The sequence below is a fragment of the Rhodococcus sp. 4CII genome, assembly GCF_014256275.1.
In the GTDB taxonomy this organism is placed as follows: Bacteria; Actinomycetota; Actinomycetes; order Mycobacteriales; family Mycobacteriaceae; genus Rhodococcus_F; species Rhodococcus_F wratislaviensis_A.
On sequence record NZ_JACCFE010000002.1, the window covers coordinates 4775684 to 4791868 of the forward strand.

General features: G+C 68.5%; 15 protein-coding genes. 11 read left to right on the forward strand and 4 right to left on the reverse strand.

Annotated elements, in window-relative coordinates; translation table 11 throughout:
- Entirely contained in the window at positions 1-822 is an 822-nt protein-coding gene (fdhD, locus tag H0B43_RS22810) for a formate dehydrogenase accessory sulfurtransferase FdhD (RefSeq protein WP_185725872.1), read from the forward strand.
- Between the two features lie 48 nt (positions 823-870).
- Here the strand turns inward: fdhD and H0B43_RS22815 are convergent, their stop codons facing one another.
- The 3 genes from H0B43_RS22815 to H0B43_RS22825 form a co-directional block, all read right to left on the reverse strand.
- Positions 871-2106 (reverse strand): LuxR C-terminal-related transcriptional regulator, encoded by a 1236-nt coding sequence (locus H0B43_RS22815; protein WP_185729832.1) that lies wholly within the window; start codon positions 2104-2106, stop codon positions 871-873.
- Between the two features lie 100 nt (positions 2107-2206).
- Positions 2207-2698 carry a Clp protease N-terminal domain-containing protein gene (locus H0B43_RS22820; RefSeq protein WP_185725871.1) on the reverse strand — a complete coding sequence of 164 codons (492 nt, stop codon included), beginning with the start codon at positions 2696-2698 and terminating at the stop codon, positions 2207-2209.
- A complete protein-coding gene (locus H0B43_RS22825) occupies positions 2695-2910 on the reverse strand; it encodes a hypothetical protein (RefSeq protein ID WP_185729831.1) in 216 nt (71 codons plus the stop codon). The genes H0B43_RS22820 and H0B43_RS22825 overlap by 4 nt, the downstream gene beginning before the upstream one ends.
- A 154-nt stretch (positions 2911-3064) precedes the next feature.
- Here H0B43_RS22825 and H0B43_RS22830 point away from each other — a divergent pair, with 154 nt between their 5' ends.
- Positions 3065-4672, forward strand: coding sequence for a serine/threonine-protein kinase (locus tag H0B43_RS22830; protein WP_185729830.1), 1608 nt, complete (start codon positions 3065-3067; stop codon positions 4670-4672).
- A gap of 12 nt (positions 4673-4684) precedes the next feature.
- Here the strand turns inward: H0B43_RS22830 and H0B43_RS22835 are convergent, their stop codons facing one another.
- Positions 4685-5467 (reverse strand): IclR family transcriptional regulator, encoded by a 783-nt coding sequence (locus H0B43_RS22835; protein WP_185725870.1) that lies wholly within the window; start codon positions 5465-5467, stop codon positions 4685-4687.
- Between the two features lie 211 nt (positions 5468-5678).
- Between H0B43_RS22835 and dctA the strand changes: the two genes are divergently transcribed.
- From dctA to allB, 9 genes are all read left to right on the forward strand, one after another.
- The gene (gene dctA / locus H0B43_RS22840) at positions 5679-7112 is read left to right on the forward strand and encodes a C4-dicarboxylate transporter DctA (RefSeq protein WP_185950101.1); all 1434 of its coding nucleotides are present in this window, start codon (positions 5679-5681) and stop codon (positions 7110-7112) included.
- Positions 7105-7887, forward strand: a complete 783-nt coding sequence (locus H0B43_RS22845; RefSeq protein ID WP_185725869.1) for an MTAP family purine nucleoside phosphorylase — start codon at positions 7105-7107, stop codon at positions 7885-7887. Before dctA ends, H0B43_RS22845 begins: the two co-directional genes overlap by 8 nt.
- A 1-nt stretch (position 7888) precedes the next feature.
- Entirely contained in the window at positions 7889-8296 is a 408-nt protein-coding gene (locus tag H0B43_RS22850; protein WP_185725868.1) for a gamma-glutamylcyclotransferase, read from the forward strand.
- 26 nt (positions 8297-8322) lie between these two features.
- Complete coding sequence (locus tag H0B43_RS22855) at positions 8323-9144, forward strand: hydroxypyruvate isomerase family protein (RefSeq protein WP_185725867.1); 822 nt, start codon at positions 8323-8325, stop codon at positions 9142-9144.
- 35 nt (positions 9145-9179) lie between these two features.
- Positions 9180-10064, forward strand: a complete 885-nt coding sequence (locus tag H0B43_RS22860; RefSeq protein WP_185725866.1) for a 2-hydroxy-3-oxopropionate reductase — start codon at positions 9180-9182, stop codon at positions 10062-10064.
- A gap of 36 nt (positions 10065-10100) precedes the next feature.
- Positions 10101-11906 (forward strand): glyoxylate carboligase, encoded by a 1806-nt coding sequence (gene gcl, locus H0B43_RS22865; RefSeq protein ID WP_185725865.1) that lies wholly within the window; start codon positions 10101-10103, stop codon positions 11904-11906.
- Between the two features lie 300 nt (positions 11907-12206).
- The gene (alc, locus tag H0B43_RS22870; protein WP_185725864.1) at positions 12207-13310 is read left to right on the forward strand and encodes an allantoicase; all 1104 of its coding nucleotides are present in this window, start codon (positions 12207-12209) and stop codon (positions 13308-13310) included.
- Between the two features lie 47 nt (positions 13311-13357).
- Entirely contained in the window at positions 13358-14755 is a 1398-nt protein-coding gene (locus H0B43_RS22875; RefSeq protein ID WP_185725863.1) for an NAD-dependent malic enzyme, read from the forward strand.
- On the forward strand, positions 14748-16091 hold the full coding sequence (gene allB, locus H0B43_RS22880) for an allantoinase AllB (RefSeq protein WP_185725862.1): 1344 nt from the start codon (positions 14748-14750) through the stop codon (positions 16089-16091). Before H0B43_RS22875 ends, allB begins: the two co-directional genes overlap by 8 nt.
- Positions 16092-16185: the final 94 nt, after the last annotated feature.

Sequence of the window (16185 nt, forward strand, 5' to 3'; positions counted from 1 at the left end):
GTGGGGCGGGTGACGACCCGGACCCCGGTCACCCGGATCACCGACACGAGGCACTCCACCCGGCCGGACACCGTGGTGGTGGAGGAACCCCTGGAGATCCGGGTGAACGGCACGCCGTTGGCGGTGACGATGCGGACCCCGGGCTCGGATGTGGAGTTGGCGCAGGGGTTTTTGCTGACCGAGGGCATCATCGCCGACCGCGGCGACATCGCGTCGATCCGGTACTGCAACAGCGTCGACGAGCACGGGGTGAACACCTACAACGTCCTGGATGTGGATCTGGCGCCGGGGGTGTTCCTGCCCGACACCGGTATTCAACGCAATTTCTACACCACGTCCTCGTGCGGGGTGTGTGGGAAGGCGTCGTTGGATGCGATCCGGCAACGCACCCAGTATTCGCCGGCCGCCGACACGGTGCGGGTGCCGGCCGCGACGATCGCGGAGTTACCGGACCGGTTGCGGGCGGCGCAGAAGGTGTTCGACACGACCGGCGGACTGCACGCCGCCGGCCTGTTCACTCGCACCGGGGAGTTGCTCACCATCAAAGAGGACGTCGGCCGGCACAATGCGGTCGACAAGCTGATCGGGTGGGCCACCGAGCAGGATCGCATCCCGCTGCGCGGGACCGTCCTGCTCGTCAGCGGCAGGGCGTCGTTCGAGTTGGCGCAGAAGGCGGTGATGGCCGGCATCCCGATCCTTGCCGCGGTGTCCGCGCCGTCGTCGCTGGCGATCGACCTCGCCCACGACACCGGACTGACCCTCATCGGATTCCTCCGCGGCACCACCATGAACCTCTACACCCACCCCGACCGCATCACCTGACGTGAGTGGCAAAGCGTGCTCCCGCACACTTTGCCACTCACCTGGGGGTCAGTGCCTTCCGGTGGCGTCCGCGCGGATGCCCGCCTCGAGTGCGATCGCCCCCGCTTCGCCGCGGGACGCCACACCGAGCTTCTTCAGCACACCCGCGACGTGGAACTTGACGGTGCTCTCGCTGATGCCGAGGCTGTCGGCGATCGCCTTGTTCCGCTTGCCCGTTGCCAGATGTCCCAGCACCTCCAGCTCGCGGGGGTTGAGGTCGCCGAGTTGCTGCTCGTCGGGTCGCGCGGCCGGCAGGTCGAGGGGGATCGCGACCGCGACCCGGGACCCCCACCCGTCTACGGACTCGACGTCGATGCGGCCACCGAGCGTGTGCACCCGGCCGGAGAGTTGCCGCACGAGGGCGTCGGTGTCGAGGCCGCCGTCGCCGTCGTCGCGGACTTCGACGAGGAGATTCGCCCCGTCGCAATCCCAGGCGATGCGGATCCGCTCGAGGGCGGTCTGCGCGGCGAACGCGAGGACGGCGCTGCGCACGACGGCCCGCGCGGCGTGCGCCACCTCGCCGGGCAGCGCGCGACCGTCGACCGGCGGATCGACGTAGTCGACCCGGACGGGACGGTGCTGGAGCAGCGGCCGGAGTTCGCCCTGCAGCCGGGCGAATGCGGTGGTGACGGCCTCCTCGGTGAGGATGCGATCGGACTCGCCCGCGGAGCGCAGGGTCACCAGCGCTGCGGACGCCGTCTCGCTCGCGGTGATCCGCGACCGCCGGTCGTCGAGGTCGTTGGACCGGAGCGTCGACAGGATCGATTCGAGCGTCGCCGCGTGGAGGTCCGTCAATTCCACGATGGTCCGGGCCCGCTCACTCGACGCCGCCCGCGATTCCGCCAGGTACGCCGGGCTCGCCTGCGCCACCTGATGCCGGATCGATACGGCCACGACACCGAACGCGCCCGCCACCAGCGGGACCTCCCGAATGCGCTGACGAGGCTTCGGGAGCGCGAGGAGCAGGGTGCCGGTCGCGTCCAGCAGTGCCCACACCTTCCGCTTCGAGCCGGCGATCACCGCCTGATCGTCGAAGGGGGTCCCCTCCGACATCCGGGTGCGCAGCGTGTCCAGTTCGGCGATGGTGACGCGCTCGACGACCGCCGGGTCTCCGCTGACCTTGCGGGGACGGCCTGTGCACTCCCGGGTGAAGATCACCAGCGCGGTGTGCGGCCAGATGTCGGCGAGGAACTTGGAGAAGCGCACCGCGATGTCGGGCAGCGGACCGTCGATGACATCCCGCATGGAACCGAGCACGTCAGCCGGTGACACCGAAGTAGAGCTTGCGAGAACCACATGACGAGCCTATCCGCGCGTCGGGTCGTTCCGGGGCGGGGCCGTCCGCTCAGTCCGCCGACGCCGCCCGCGCCGCCTCGACGACGGCGGATCGCGTGAGTCCGAGTGATTCCAGCGCCCGTGCCGCGGTGCCGTGGGTGATGGTGGCGACCGCTGCGACGACGTCGGCTCCGGCGATCGGTCGCCGTTCCGATCTGGCGAGTGCCACCGCATTGCGGAACGCGCTCTGGGCCGGTTCGGTCAGCCGCAGTGGGCCCGTGCGGGGGCGGCTCAGTGCGCTGGTCGCCGCGCCGGAGTCGCCCATGCCCACCGCGGTGAGCGCGTCTCCGTGCACGCGAACAATGGCCTCGCGCAAGCCGTCCCGGCTCGAGCCGAGTTGCTCGAACACTCGTCCGGCCGTGCCGTCGGGCAGTGCGAACGACCCGAGGAGGAGGTGTTCGAGGCCGGGTTCGCGGTCGCCCAGTCGGTCGGCCTCCGCCTCGGTTTCGGCGAACAAAGTCTTCATCGTGCGCATGTCGCGCCATGCCCGGGTGACACTCATCGTGCGCCTCTCGTCTTCGTACCGCCCGATCGCTTCGGGCCGAGGCGTTTGTGTGCCGCCTGACCCGAGACGCCGAGCGCCTGACCGATGTCCGCCCACGTCCAGCCGGCGGCGAGCGCGTGGGTGACGGCGTCGCGCTCGAGTTGATCGGCCTGGCGTCGCAGCGCGACGACGGCGGCGAACGCGGTGGCCGGGGTGGGATCGTCACTCACAGCCATCAACTTATGTTGACGGGCGGGGTCCGTCAACCTTTGTTGATGGCGAGGCGCACCCTCCACGGTGTCGGATCCCCCTGCGATGGGGAAGAATCAGGCCAGGTCGGGAGGTCTGTGTGCCGCGAACGCGGCCGTCGAGGGGAACGAGAAGATGGCGGCAGGGTCGCGGGTCGGCACGCAGTTCGGGCAGTACCAACTGCGCGCACTGTTGGGGCGCGGCGGGATGGGCGAGGTCTACGAGGCATTCGACACGGTCAAGGGACGCACTGTAGCCCTGAAACTCCTCGACGTGGAACTGGCGAAGGACGATACGTACCAGCAGCGATTCCGTCGAGAATCGCACGCCGCCGCGAGATTGCAGGAACCGCACGTCATCCCGATCCACGACTGGGGCGACATCGACGGCGTCCTCTACATCGACATGCGCCTCGTCCCCGGCCGCGATCTGCGCTCGCTGCTGCGTGCCGAGGGCCCGATGGATCCGGCGCGCGCGGTCGTGATCGTGGAGCAGATCGCGTCGGCCCTCGACGCCGCGCACGCGGACGGTTTGGTCCATCGGGACGTGAAGCCCGAGAACATCCTGGTCACGGCCAACGATTTCGCGTACCTCGTGGACTTCGGAATCGCCCACTCGAGTTCGGACCTGCGGCTCACCACCCTCGGCAGCGCGGTCGGCTCCTACGCCTACATGGCGCCGGAGCGATTCGACAACGCCCCGGTAGACGGCCGGGCCGACGTCTACTCGCTGGCGTGCGTGCTGCACGAATGCCTGACCGGGGCGATCCCGTTCCCGTCGAACAGCATCAGCAGCGCGATCCGGGCGCACCTGGCGGCACCCGTTCCGCGTCCGAGCGCGATCCGCCCCGACATCCCCGCCGCGTTCGACGGCGTCGTCGCGACCGGACTGGCCAAGGGCCGTGACGCGCGGTACCGAACCGCGGGCGCACTCGCCTCCGCCGCCCGGGCCGCCCTGTCGGGAACACCGCCCGCCCGGACGACGGTCGCGGCCGGACCCGCGCCGACCCGGATCGACAGTGTGGGCCGACCACCGGAGTACCCGCCGACGAGCGTTCCACGAGGCCCGCTCGCGCCGCCACCGCACAACCCACCACCGCCGCGTTCGAACTATTACGCAGCCGGTCCGCCTCCGCAGAAGTCCCGGTCCGCGGCCGTTCCGGTGATGGTGACCCTATTGGTGGTGGCGATCCTCGCGCTCGGAGGCGTGGTGGGCTGGCTGGTCCTGGACCGCAACAGGTCGGACGACCCGTCGACGACCGCGGCGAGCACCGTGGTGCAGCCACCCGCCGTGCGGACGTCGATCGAGTCCCCGGCACCCGTACCGCCGCCGGCGGTCGCGCCCCCGACGAGGACGACCACCCCGAGGACGACCACCCCGCGGACGACGGCGGCGCCGCCGCCGTTGGTCGGGCAGGTGTCGGGCACCGACGAGCAGGGCTTCCTGCCGCCCTCGGACGCGCGGTGCAATTACACCAACCCGGCCGCGTTCATCGGGCGCACCGCGAAATCGCTGGTCGTCGTCTGTCAGACCGGCGTCGGACGCTATTACTACCAGGGCGTGCGCATCAGCGACGGCGCCGCCATCTCCGTCGACGACCCCACCCCGGACGGGTCCGGGTTCGTCGCCACCAACACCGGCAACGGCACCCAATATCGCGTCACCCCGACCGCGCTCACCATCGTCGGCGGCGACGGAAAGGTCATCGCCACCGAGCCGATGCTGGAATCCGCGTACCGCTGAGTCAGGCTCGGATCAGAGGGCGGCGTTCTTGTCGAACTCGGTGCCCAGCTCCTTGGCGACGCGTTTCAGCATCGGGACGATGTGGTCAGCGGACTCGAGGGTGACACGCGCCGCGGGCCCGGAGATCGAAATGGCGGTGGGTGTGGGCGCGTTGGGGACGGGCACCGAGAAGCAGCGGACGCCGATCTCCTGCTCGCCCTCGTCGATGGCGTAGCCGCGTTGCCGGCTCAGTTCGAGATCGGCGATGAGCGAATCGGGATCGGTGAGGGAGTTCTCCGTATAGGACGCCATTCCGGTGCGGCCCACGAGGGATCGGACGGCGTCGTCGGACAGTTGGAGCAGCAGAGCCTTTCCGACGCCGGTGCAATGGGTGTAGACGCGCCGGCCGACCTCGGTGAACATCCGCATGGAGTGCTGCGATGGCACCTGTGCGACGTAGACCGCCATCGTCCCGTCGAGCACGGCCATGTTCGCGGTCTCGCCGGTGCCCTTCACCAGTTCGGACAGGTGGGGACGTGACCACTCGCCGATCAGCTGGGTGGCGCTCTCGCCGAGCCTGATCAATTTGGGACCGAGCGCGTACCGCCGGGTGGGGAGCTGCCGGACGTATCCGCGGTTCATGAGGGTGCGGATGAGCCGGTGAATCGTAGGCAGGGGCAGACCGGCCAACTCGGCGAGTTCGCTGACGCCGATCGACCCGCCTGCGCTCGCCATGAGTTCCAGCAGTTCGAAGGCGCGTTCCACCGACTGCACCCCGCCGGCGGGTGTCTGCGTGTTCGTCGTCGTGGGCTCCATGTCGTGCCTCCCCGGTCGTGATGTCGCGAGCGTCGGGACCTTCCATGAAGCGGAAAAACCCGTCCGGATGACGATAGCGCGGTTGAGGTGGATCGCGTCGATTCCGCCGCCGCATCGGTTGACAAAACGGGATGTGACGGCGTTCACTATATCGAGATACGAAATACAACTTCCGCATCATGGAAAACGCCAAGCCCTAAGGGAGGGCCCCGTGTCTGAAGTCGAAATCGCTGCCAAACCCCCCAGGCAGCGTTGGTACAGATCGCTTTTCGTCCAGGTGCTCATCGGCATTGCCCTGGGCATCGCCACCGGCGTCCTGTTCCCCGAGTTTTCCCATCACCTGGCGCCGCTGGGCGAAGGCTTCATCAAGCTGATCAAAATGGTGGTCGCCCCACTGATCTTCCTGGTCATCGTCACCGGCATCGCCAAGGTCGGCAGCATGAAGGCGCTCGGCAAGATCGGCGGCAAGGCGCTGCTCTGGTTCACCGCCGCCACGACCTGTGCGCTCGGCCTCGGCCTGCTGGTCGGCAATCTCGTCCACCCGGGAAGCGGTCTCAACATCGACCCGGCAACGCTGGACACCACCGCCCTCGACGAGAAGACACAGGGCGGACACCTGCCCGGCGGTGTCGAGTTCGTCATGCACATCATCCCGACCAGCGTGTTCGATGCGTTCGCGCAGAACAACCTGCTCCAGGTGCTGCTGTTCTCGATCCTGTTCGGAGTCGCGCTGGCGTCGTTCAGCGAGTCGGCTCCGCCGGTCCTGATGGACGTGATCGACCAGGCGCTGCACGTCATCTTCCGGATCGTCGGCTACATCATGTACCTGGCCCCTCTCGGGGCGTTCGGCGCGATGGCGTTCACCGTCGGCAACTACGGTGCCGGCTCCCTCAAATCCTTCGGAATACTCATCCTCGCGTGCTATGGAGCAGCCCTCGTCTTCATCGTCATGCTGTCGATCGTCGTCAAGCTGATCACCGGTGTGAATGCGTGGAAGTTCATCAAGTACTGCCGCGAGGAGTTCATGCTCGCGCTGGGCACCGGATCCTCCGAGGCCGTCATGCCCCGCATCATCAAGAAGCTGGACAACGCGGGCTGCGACCGCGCCGTCGTCGGTCTGGTGATCCCAACCGGCTACTCGTTCAACCTCGACGGCGCCGCGATCTACCTGTCGCTGGCGATGATGTTCCTCGCGCAGGCCGTCGGCGTCGATCTCAGCTTCGGCGAGCAGATCGCGATCATGGGCATCCTGATCCTCAGCTCCAAGGGAATGGCGGGTGTGCCGGGCTCCGCCTTCGTCGCGCTGTCCGCGACCGCCGCCGCGATCGGTGCATTCCCGGTCGCTGCCGTTGCGCTGTTGCTCGGCGCCGACCGGCTCATGGATTCGATGCGGGTGTTCACGAACCTGCTCGGCAACTGCATGGCCACCTTCGTCGTCGCGAACTGGGAAGGACTGCTCGACAAGGACAAGATGCGGGCTGTTCTCGACGGGAAGATCACGCCCGACGACCCGGACGACGTCACCGTCCATCCGCACCCGGGGCACGAACACCTCGCCGACGCACCGGCCCAGCCGGTGATCGAGAGGCCCGAAATGCTGACCACCGACGCAGCGGCGGAAGGAACGGTGAAGCACCATGCCTGACACCCATCCCACCGTGGGGTTGCTCGGCACCTGGGGTTACCACGGACTCCTCGACGAGGCCGAGCAAGTCGACGTCGACACCCCGTACGGACCGACGTCGGACAGCATCGTCCTCGGGTTCTCGGGCGGCCGCCGGCTCGCCTACCTGACCCGTACCGGGCGCCACCGCAACATCCCACCGCACCGGATCAACGCCCGCGCCAACATCTGGGCGCTGCACAGCCTGGGCGTGCGGACGATTCTCGCTCCCACCCCTTCCGGCTCCCTGCGACCGGCGATCGGCGTCGGATCGGTCGTCGTGCCCGACCAGCTGGTCGACCGCACGGGCCGCACCGACGACACCTTCCACGACGACGACGTGCACATCTCGTTCGCGGACCCGTTCTGTGCGCACGGCCGCCGGGCGGTGGTGTCGACGCTCCGCCGAAACGGATGGGTGGTCAACGACGGCGGTGTGATGGTCGCGATCCGCGGCCCGCGCTTCTCGACCCGCGCCGAATCGCGTTGGTACGCAGCGCAGGGCTGGGACCTGATCAGCATGACCCCGTACCCCGAAGCCGCGCTGGCCCGGGAGCTCGGCATGTCCTACACGTGCATCGCCCTGGTCACCGACCACGACGTCATCAGCGACACCCCGTGGCCTGTCACCCAGGACCTGGTGCGGGAGGGGCTCGATGCCGACACCAAACGACTACGCGAAGCGCTGCTGCAGGTGGCGATCGAACTGGCAGGCACGCCGGACACGGCGGCCACCGCCCACGGAAGAAGGAGCTGACATGGCTGAATTGTTCTGCAACGGTGGAGCGATGCGAGGTGGAAACCTCCATCACAACGTCTCCGCGCACACGTTCCTCGGCACGGTTCGGACCGCACCGAACTACCGATTCTTCTCCGTACGTGACGAATTCCCCGCCCTGCTGCTGGCGGCGAAGGGCGGCGCCGCGATCGAGGGGGAACTCTACGACGTCCCGATCGGCGACATTCGCACCGACTTCCTTCCCGAGGAGCCCGAGGAGCTCGAGCTCACCGTCATCGAACTGGCCGACGGCCGTTCGGTTCTGGCGGTAGGGCTGCGACCGGGTCTGCTCGAGAGCAAGGCCGGTGAACTCACCGAGATCACCGATTACGGCGGCTGGCGCCGCTACCGGGGTCTGCCCGACCCCGACAACACCACAGTCTCCTGAACATCTCGCGAGCGAAAGAACATCCGATGGATACCTTTGCCTACACCCTGAACTGCTCGATCCTGCTCACCGACGTGCCGCTGCTGCAGCGTCCCCAGGTTGCCCGGGACGCCGGATTCGACGCCGTCGAATTCTGGTGGCCGTTCGAGACCGCCGTACCGCCGGACAGCGACGTCGACGCGTTCGTGGCGGCGATCGAGAACGCCGGAGTGCAACTCACCGGGTTGAACTTCGCTGCAGGGGACATGCCGGCGGGGGATCGCGGACTGCTGTCCGACCCGGCGCAGGTCTCGGCATTCCGCGACAACATCGACGTCACCGTCGGAATCGGAGAACGGCTGGGCACCAAAGCATTCAACGCCCTGTATGGTAATCGCATCGACGGCGCGGATCCGAAGGCGCAGGACGAGGTGGCCACCGAGAACCTCGCACAGGCAGGCAAGGCGGCGGATCGCATCGGCGCCGTCGTGCTCGTCGAACCGGTCAGTGGCGCACCGGCGTACCCGCTGAAGACCGCGGCCCAGGCCATCGCGGCGATCGACCGGGTGACGGGCGAGCACGGTGTCGATGCACTCCGACTCCTCGCCGACCTCTACCACCTCGAGGTCAACGGCGACGACGTCGGCGCCGCCCTCGATGCGTACGCGGACCGGATCGGGCACGTTCAGATCGCCGATGCACCGGGCCGCGGCGAACCCGGCACCGGGACGCTCGACATCGACGGCCACCTGCAGCGGCTCGCGGGACACGGCTACCGCGGATACGTCGGGCTCGAATACAAGGCGACGCGGCCTGACACCTTCGACTGGCTGCCCCGCGAACACCGCGCGTCCCGCGGCGCCCGCTGACACCCACCACCACTTCGACGGAATCGAGGACACTCGTGAGCACTATCGCATTCATCGGACTCGGAATCATGGGCAGCCCCATGGCCGTTCATCTCGCCAAGGCCGGCCACCAGGTGGTCGGGTACAACCGCTCGCCCGAGCGCACCGCCGCGCTCGTCGAGGCCGGCGGCACCGCGGCCGACTCCATCGCCAAGGCAGTCGCCGGCGCCGACGTCGTGGCCGTCATGGTTCCCGACTCGCCCGACGTCCAGGCAGTGCTCGCCGGTGAGGACGGAGTCTTCGAGCACGCCCCGGCCGGCGCCCTGATCATCGACTTCTCCAGCATCCGGCCCGACGTCACCACGGCACTCGCCGCGCAGGCCACCGAGCGCGGCTTCCGGCTGATCGACGCCCCGGTGTCGGGAGGCGAGGCCGGTGCGGTCAACGCCGCACTGTCGATCATGGTCGGCGGCGCGCCGGAAGATTTCGAGGCGGCCAGGCCGATCCTCGACACCGTCGGGAAGACCGTGGTCCACGTGGGCCCGAACGGCTCCGGGCAGACGGTGAAGGCCGCCAACCAGTTGATCGTCGCCGGCAACATCCAGCTCCTCGCCGAGGCGATCATCTTCCTCGAGGCCTACGGTGTCGACACCGCGGCCGCGGTGGAGGTGCTCGGCGGCGGGCTGGCCGGTTCGGCCGTCCTGAACCAGAAGGCACAGAAGATGCTGGACCGGTCGTTCGAACCCGGGTTCCGCATCGAACTGCACCACAAGGACCTCGGCATCGTGACCAGCGCGGCCCGCGAGGCCGGCGTGGTGACCCCCCTCGGCGCAGTCGTCGCCCAGCTGATGGCCTCCGCCCGTGCGAACGGTGATGGCGGCCTGGACCATTCGGGATTGCTGCGTGGAGTGGAGCGGCTGTCCGGCCGCCCCGCCCGGTGACCCGTTTCAACTCGTAATCCTCGATGGAGAAGTGATATGCCTCGTATGCGCGCCGCTGACGCAGCGGTCAAGATTCTGGAACTCGAAGGCGCCACCCAGGCGTTCGGCCTCCCCGGTGCGGCGATCAACCCGTTCTACTCGGCCATGCGTGATCACGGAGGGATCAAGCACGTCCTCGCCCGCCACGTCGAGGGTGCTTCGCACATGGCGGAGGGATTCACCCGCGCCAAGGCCGGCAACATCGGCGTCTGCATCGGAACCTCCGGCCCGGCCGGAACCGACATGATCACCGGTCTGTATTCGGCCATGGCGGACTCGATCCCGATCCTCGCGATCACCGGCCAGGCACCCGTGGCGCGCCTGCACAAGGAAGACTTCCAGGCAGTCGACATCGCCTCGATCGCAGGCCCGGTCACGAAGATGGCGATGACGGTGCTCGAGCCTGCACAGGTTCCGGGAGCGTTCGCGCAGGCATTTCACCTGATGCGGTCCGGCAGGCCGGGCCCGGTGCTCATCGACCTACCGATCGACGTGCAATTGGCGGAAATAGAATTCGACCCGGACACCTACCAGTCGCTGCCCGTGTACAAGCCGGCCGCGTCGCGCGCGCAGGCGGAGAAGGCCCTCGACATGCTGGGCGCCGCCGAACGTCCGCTGATCGTCGCGGGCGGCGGCATCGTCAACGCGGATGCCGCGGACCTGCTCGTCGAACTGGCCGAACTGCTGGACGTCCCGGTGGTGCCGACGCTGATGGGCTGGGGCACCATCCCGGACGACCACCGTCTCGCTGCCGGGATGGTCGGATTGCAGACCGCGCACCGGTACGGCAACGCCACCATGCTGGCGTCGGATTTCGTCCTCGGCATCGGCAACCGCTGGGCCAACCGGCACACCGGCGGCCTCGACACCTACCGGAAGGGCCGCAAGTTCGTTCACGTCGACATCGAGCCCACCCAGATCGGCCGCGTGTTCGCGCCGGACTACGGGATCGTCTCCGACGCCAAGGCTGCGCTCGAGCTGTTCGTCGCCGTCGCGAAGGAGCGCAAGGCCGCCGGGACGCTCGCGGACCGCAGCGCCTGGGTCGGGGACTGCGTCACCCGCAAGCGCACCATGCAGCGCAAGACCCACTTCGACGACGTGCCCGTCAAACCGCAGCGCGTGTACGAGGAGATGAACCGGGTCTTCGGGCGCGACACCCGGTACGTGAGCACGATCGGGCTGTCCCAGATCGCCGGCGGCCAGTTCCTGCACGTGTACAAGGACCGCAACTGGATCAACTGCGGGCAGGCGGGACCCCTCGGCTGGACCATTCCCGCCGCTCTCGGAGTGGTTGCCGCGGAACCGGAGACACCGGTGGTGGCGCTGTCGGGCGACTACGACTTCCAGTTCATGATCGAGGAACTGGCGGTGGGCGCGCAGTTCAACCTGCCGTACATCCACGTGGTGGTGAACAACTCGTACCTGGGTCTGATCCGTCAGGCGCAGCGCGCGTTCGACATGGACTTCTGCGTCCAACTGGGCTTCGACAACATCAACTCCCAGGAACGCAGCGAGCACGAGACGCTGCCCGCGGTGCCGAAGGGGTACGGCGTCGACCATGTGAAGGTGGCCGAGGGCCTGGGCTGCAAGGCGCTGCGGGTCACCGAGCCGGGCGACATCGCCGGCGCCCTGGAGAAGGCCCGTGAGCTCGCCGGTGAGCACAAGGTCCCGGTGGTGGTCGAGGTCTTCCTCGAGCGGGTCACCAACATCGCGATGGGCACCGAACTCGACAACGTCGCCGAGTTCGAGGACCTGGCGGAGATCGGCGAGCACGCCCCCACCGCACTCATGCTGTTGGACTAGGGGACACCGCGACACGTGTACTGGTCGCACCCGACAAGTTCAAGGGATCGCTCGCCTGGGCGCAGTCGTGCGCGCCGCGTGCGGCCGCGACGACAGCCGGGTCGCGGGGGAGGAGCCGCGGGTGGGGCGTCGTCGCGACCGAGGCACGCGCCGCGGGCATCCCCGTCCTGGCCGTCTGCGGCCGAAACCGGCTCAGCGACATCCAACTACACAGCGCCGGTATCTCCGCGGCGTACGCGCTCGCGGATCTGGAACCGGATCAGCTGACGAACTGGCAACACTCAGCACACGAGGAGAATCATGACTTCTGCCGATTTCACCGCCCTGCCCGACCTCGCCTCGCGAGCCCTGGGCGGGAGCGTATCCGCGGCCAACGACGAACTGTTCGCCCAGCGGGAGAACCTCATCAAGGCGGAGGCCCCGTTCTTCGACCCGTCCGATTTCGGGCACAAGGGCAAGGTCTACGACGGCTGGGAGACCCGCCGCCGCCGGGACGACGGCCACGACTACGCGATCGTCCGGCTCGGCGCCGCCGGCATCATCCACGGGATCGTGGTGGACACCGCACATTTCAAGGGCAACTACCCGCCTTTCGTCTCCATCGAGGCGGCCTCCATCGAGGGCTACCCGTCCATCGAGGAGGTCATGAAGGCGGATTGGCAGACCATCGTGGAGAAGTCCCCCGCCGAGGGGCACGCCGAGAACACCTACGCCGTCGCCGACCGGCACCGGTGGACCCACGTGCGGCTCTCGATCTACCCCGACGGCGGTGTCGCGCGGTTGCGCGTGCACGGTGAGGTGGTCCCCGACCCCCGGTTCCTGGACGGGACGGTCGACCTGCTGGCCGCCGAGAACGGTGGCCGCCTCGTCGGCTGCTCCGACGCGTTCTACGCCTCACCCGCGAACATCATCCTTCCCGGCCGGGCCCGGAACATGGGGGAGGGCTGGGAAAACTCCCGGCGTCGCGGCGGCGGCAACGACTTCGCCGTGTTCTCGCTCGCCGCGGCCGGCCGGCCACGGCACGTCGAGATCGACACCAGCTACTACGTGGGGAACGCGCCCGGCTGGGTGCGGCTGAGCACCGCCGACGCGCGCACCGCCGACATCGCCGACGAGGGCGCGTGGACCGAACTTCTGCCGCGCACCGCCGACATCGCCGACGAGGGCGCGTGGACCGAACTTCTGCCGCGCACCGCCGTGCAACCCGACACGCGGCACCGGTTCGTCCTGGACGGCACGGCGGCCACCCACCTGCGGCTCGACGTCTACCCCGACGGCGGCCTGTCCCGGCTGCGGCTGTTCGGCGATCTCGACGCGACAGCGCTGTCGGAGACGCGCCGCACCTGGTGGGACGCCCTCCCGCAGACCCATCAGGCGCTCGTCGCCGACCAGGCGCCCCGCTGACGGAGACACGCCTCTTCATCCCTTCGACCACCCCGAGGAAACACGTAATGCCCAATCCCAGTCCCGGTTACTCCATCACCGTTCGCGTCACGGCCCCGGTCGGCGCGGGCACCACCTCGACACTCGCTGGGGCGGTGGCCTCCGTGAAGGGGGCCATGACCGCGCTGGACGTGGTCGAGAGCCACCCCGACCACATGGTCATCGACGTGACGTGCGACGCGTCCGACGTCGAGCACGCCGAACAGATCGCGTCCGCGATCGCCGACGTGCCCGGGGTGGTGGTGGGCAAGGTCAGCGACCGCACGTTCCTGCTTCATCTCGGCGGGAAACTCGAAGTGGTGCCGAAGGTTCCGCTCAAGCATCGCGACGACCTGTCCCGCGCGTACACGCCCGGCGTCGCCCGGGTGTGCACCGCGATCGCCGAGAACCCCGAGGACGTCCGGCGACTGACGATCAAACGCAACACCGTCGCCGTCGTCACCGATGGTTCGGCCGTGCTGGGGCTTGGCAACATCGGTGCCGCCGCGTCGATTCCCGTGATGGAGGGCAAGGCGGCGCTGTTCAAGCAGTTCGCGGACGTCGACGCCTGGCCGGTCTGTCTGGATACCCAGGACACGGACGCGATCGTCGAGATCGTCCGGGCCCTCGCACCGGTGTACGGGGGAATCAACCTCGAGGACATCTCCGCCCCGCGGTGCTTCGAGATCGAGGCCCGGCTCCGCGGCATGCTCGACATCCCGGTGTTCCACGACGATCAGCACGGCACGGCCATCGTGGTCCTCGCCGCGCTGACCAACGCCCTGCGCGTGGTCGAGAAGACCCTCGACACGGTGAAGATCGTGGTCTCCGGTGTCGGCGCCGCCGGGCACGCCATCATCGGTCTGCTGGTCGCGCAGGGTGCGGCGAACATCGTGGCGTGCGGACGGAACGGAATCCTCTCGCCCGACGACACGTCCGACTCGTTCCGCTCGTGGATCGCGAACAACACCAACCCGGATTCGCGGTCCGGATCGCTGCGGGACGCCCTGGCCGGCGCCGACGTGTTCATCGGTGTCTCGGCGCCGGACATCCTGACGGGCGACGACATCGAGACGATGGCGGAGAGGTCGATCGTCTTCGCACTGGCCAACCCGGTGCCCGAGGTCGATCCGATCGCCGCCGGGCGGCACGCCGCCGTCGTCGCGACCGGCCGGTCCGACTTCCCCAATCAGATCAACAACGTCCTCGCGTTCCCGGGCGTGTTCAGGGGTCTGCTCGACGCGCACGCCGTCGAGATCACCGACGACATGCTCATCGCCGCAGCCCGGGCGATCTCCGATTCGGTGTCTCCGTCGGAGCTCAACGCCACGTACATCGTGCCGAGCGTGTTCGACGCAGCGGTCGCGCCTGCCGTGGCGGCAGCGGTGCGCGGCGTCGCAGGCACAGGTCGTGACGACGATGACTGACCCACTCGATCTGCTGTTCCGGGCCCCGCGGGTGATCACCGCGGCGGGGGAGGTCGCCCGCTGCGTGGGTGTGCGGGACGGCCGGATCGTGGTCATCGAACCGTTCGGTGCCCCGCTCGACGCCGAGGTCGTCGTCGAACTGGGCGACGACGAGGTGCTGATCCCCGGTCTCGTCGACACGCACGTGCACGTCAACGAGCCGGGCCGCACCGAATGGGAGGGGTTCGCGAGCGCCACCCGGGCGGCCGCGGCCGGCGGCGTGACCACGATCGTCGACATGCCGCTCAACAGCATCCCGCCGACCGTCGACGCCGCGGCGCTCGACGTCAAACGCCGGGTCGCATCCGATCAGGCGTACGTCGACGTCGGATTCTGGGGCGGCGCCGTGCCCGGGAACGTGCCGGACCTGCGGGCCCTGCACGACGCAGGGGTGTTCGGGTTCAAATGCTTCCTGCTGCACTCCGGCGTCGACGAGTTCCCGCCGCTGGATCCGGCCGAGCTCGAACTGGCGTTGAAGGAGATCGCGAGTTTCGGCGCGATGATGATCGTGCACGCGGAGGACGCGCACGCGATCGACCGCGCGACGTCACCGGGCGGCGAGAAATATGCCGACTTCCTCGACTCGCGGCCGCGGGGCGCCGAGAATCTCGCCATCGCCGAGGTCATCGAGCTGGCCCGGTGGACCGGGTGCCGGGTGCACATCCTGCACCTGTCGAGCTCGGATGCGTTGCCGATGATCGCGTCCGCCCGCAAGGACGGCGTGAAGCTCACGGTGGAGACGTGTCCACACTATCTCTCGTTCGTTTCGGAAGAAATACCCTCGGGAGCAACACAATTCAAGTGCTGCCCGCCGATCCGTGAGGCCGGGAACCGAGAGCTGTTGTGGCAGGGTCTGGCCGACGGTGTGATCGACTGCGTCGTCACCGACCATTCTCCGTGCACGGTCGACCTCAAGCGGTTCGACATCGGCGACTTCGGTGTCGCGTGGGGCGGCATCGCCTCGCTGCAGGTGTCACTGTCCGCGGTGTGGTCGGAGGCCAAACGGCGCGGGCACAGCCTGAACGACGTGGTCCGCTGGATGGCGGAGAACCCCGCCGAGCAGGTCGGGCTCAACACGAAGGGCCACATCGCGCTGGGGTATGCAGCGGATTTCGCGGTCTTCGCGCCGGAGGAAGCGTTCGTCGTCGACGTGGCCGCCCTGCAACACAAGAATCCCGTCTCCGCCTACGACCGGCGGGCTCTCGCCGGCGTGGTGCGCAGTACCTGGCTGGCCGGCAAGCGGATCGACCTCGACGAGGCGCCCCGCGGTAGGCTGCTCAGTCGCGGACTGGCCTGACGCTGCGCCGACCTGCCCGCTGCCGCGCTGGATTCGAAAGATTCAGTGCGACAGCGGGTTTGTCGTATCTCGGGCGGCGTGACGGCAAGATATA

Bases quoted from the DNA above. Each gene is read 5' to 3' on its own strand.
- H0B43_RS22815 (WP_185729832.1), bottom strand. From the start codon at position 2,106: ATGCGGGATGTCATCGACGGTCCGCTGCCCGACATCGCGGTGCGCTTC.
- alc (WP_185725864.1), top strand. From the start codon at position 12,207: ATGACTTCTGCCGATTTCACCGCCCTGCCCGACCTCGCCTCGCGAGCC.
- H0B43_RS22845 (WP_185725869.1), top strand. From the start codon at position 7,105: ATGCCTGACACCCATCCCACCGTGGGGTTGCTCGGCACCTGGGGTTAC.
- H0B43_RS22835 (WP_185725870.1), bottom strand. From the start codon at position 5,467: ATGGAGCCCACGACGACGAACACGCAGACACCCGCCGGCGGGGTGCAG.
- H0B43_RS22875 (WP_185725863.1), top strand. From the start codon at position 13,358: ATGCCCAATCCCAGTCCCGGTTACTCCATCACCGTTCGCGTCACGGCC.
- gcl (WP_185725865.1), top strand. From the start codon at position 10,101: ATGCCTCGTATGCGCGCCGCTGACGCAGCGGTCAAGATTCTGGAACTC.
- H0B43_RS22855 (WP_185725867.1), top strand. From the start codon at position 8,323: ATGGATACCTTTGCCTACACCCTGAACTGCTCGATCCTGCTCACCGAC.
- H0B43_RS22850 (WP_185725868.1), top strand. From the start codon at position 7,889: ATGGCTGAATTGTTCTGCAACGGTGGAGCGATGCGAGGTGGAAACCTC.
- H0B43_RS22820 (WP_185725871.1), bottom strand. From the start codon at position 2,698: ATGAGTGTCACCCGGGCATGGCGCGACATGCGCACGATGAAGACTTTG.
- H0B43_RS22830 (WP_185729830.1), top strand. From the start codon at position 3,065: ATGGCGGCAGGGTCGCGGGTCGGCACGCAGTTCGGGCAGTACCAACTG.
- allB (WP_185725862.1), top strand. From the start codon at position 14,748: ATGACTGACCCACTCGATCTGCTGTTCCGGGCCCCGCGGGTGATCACC.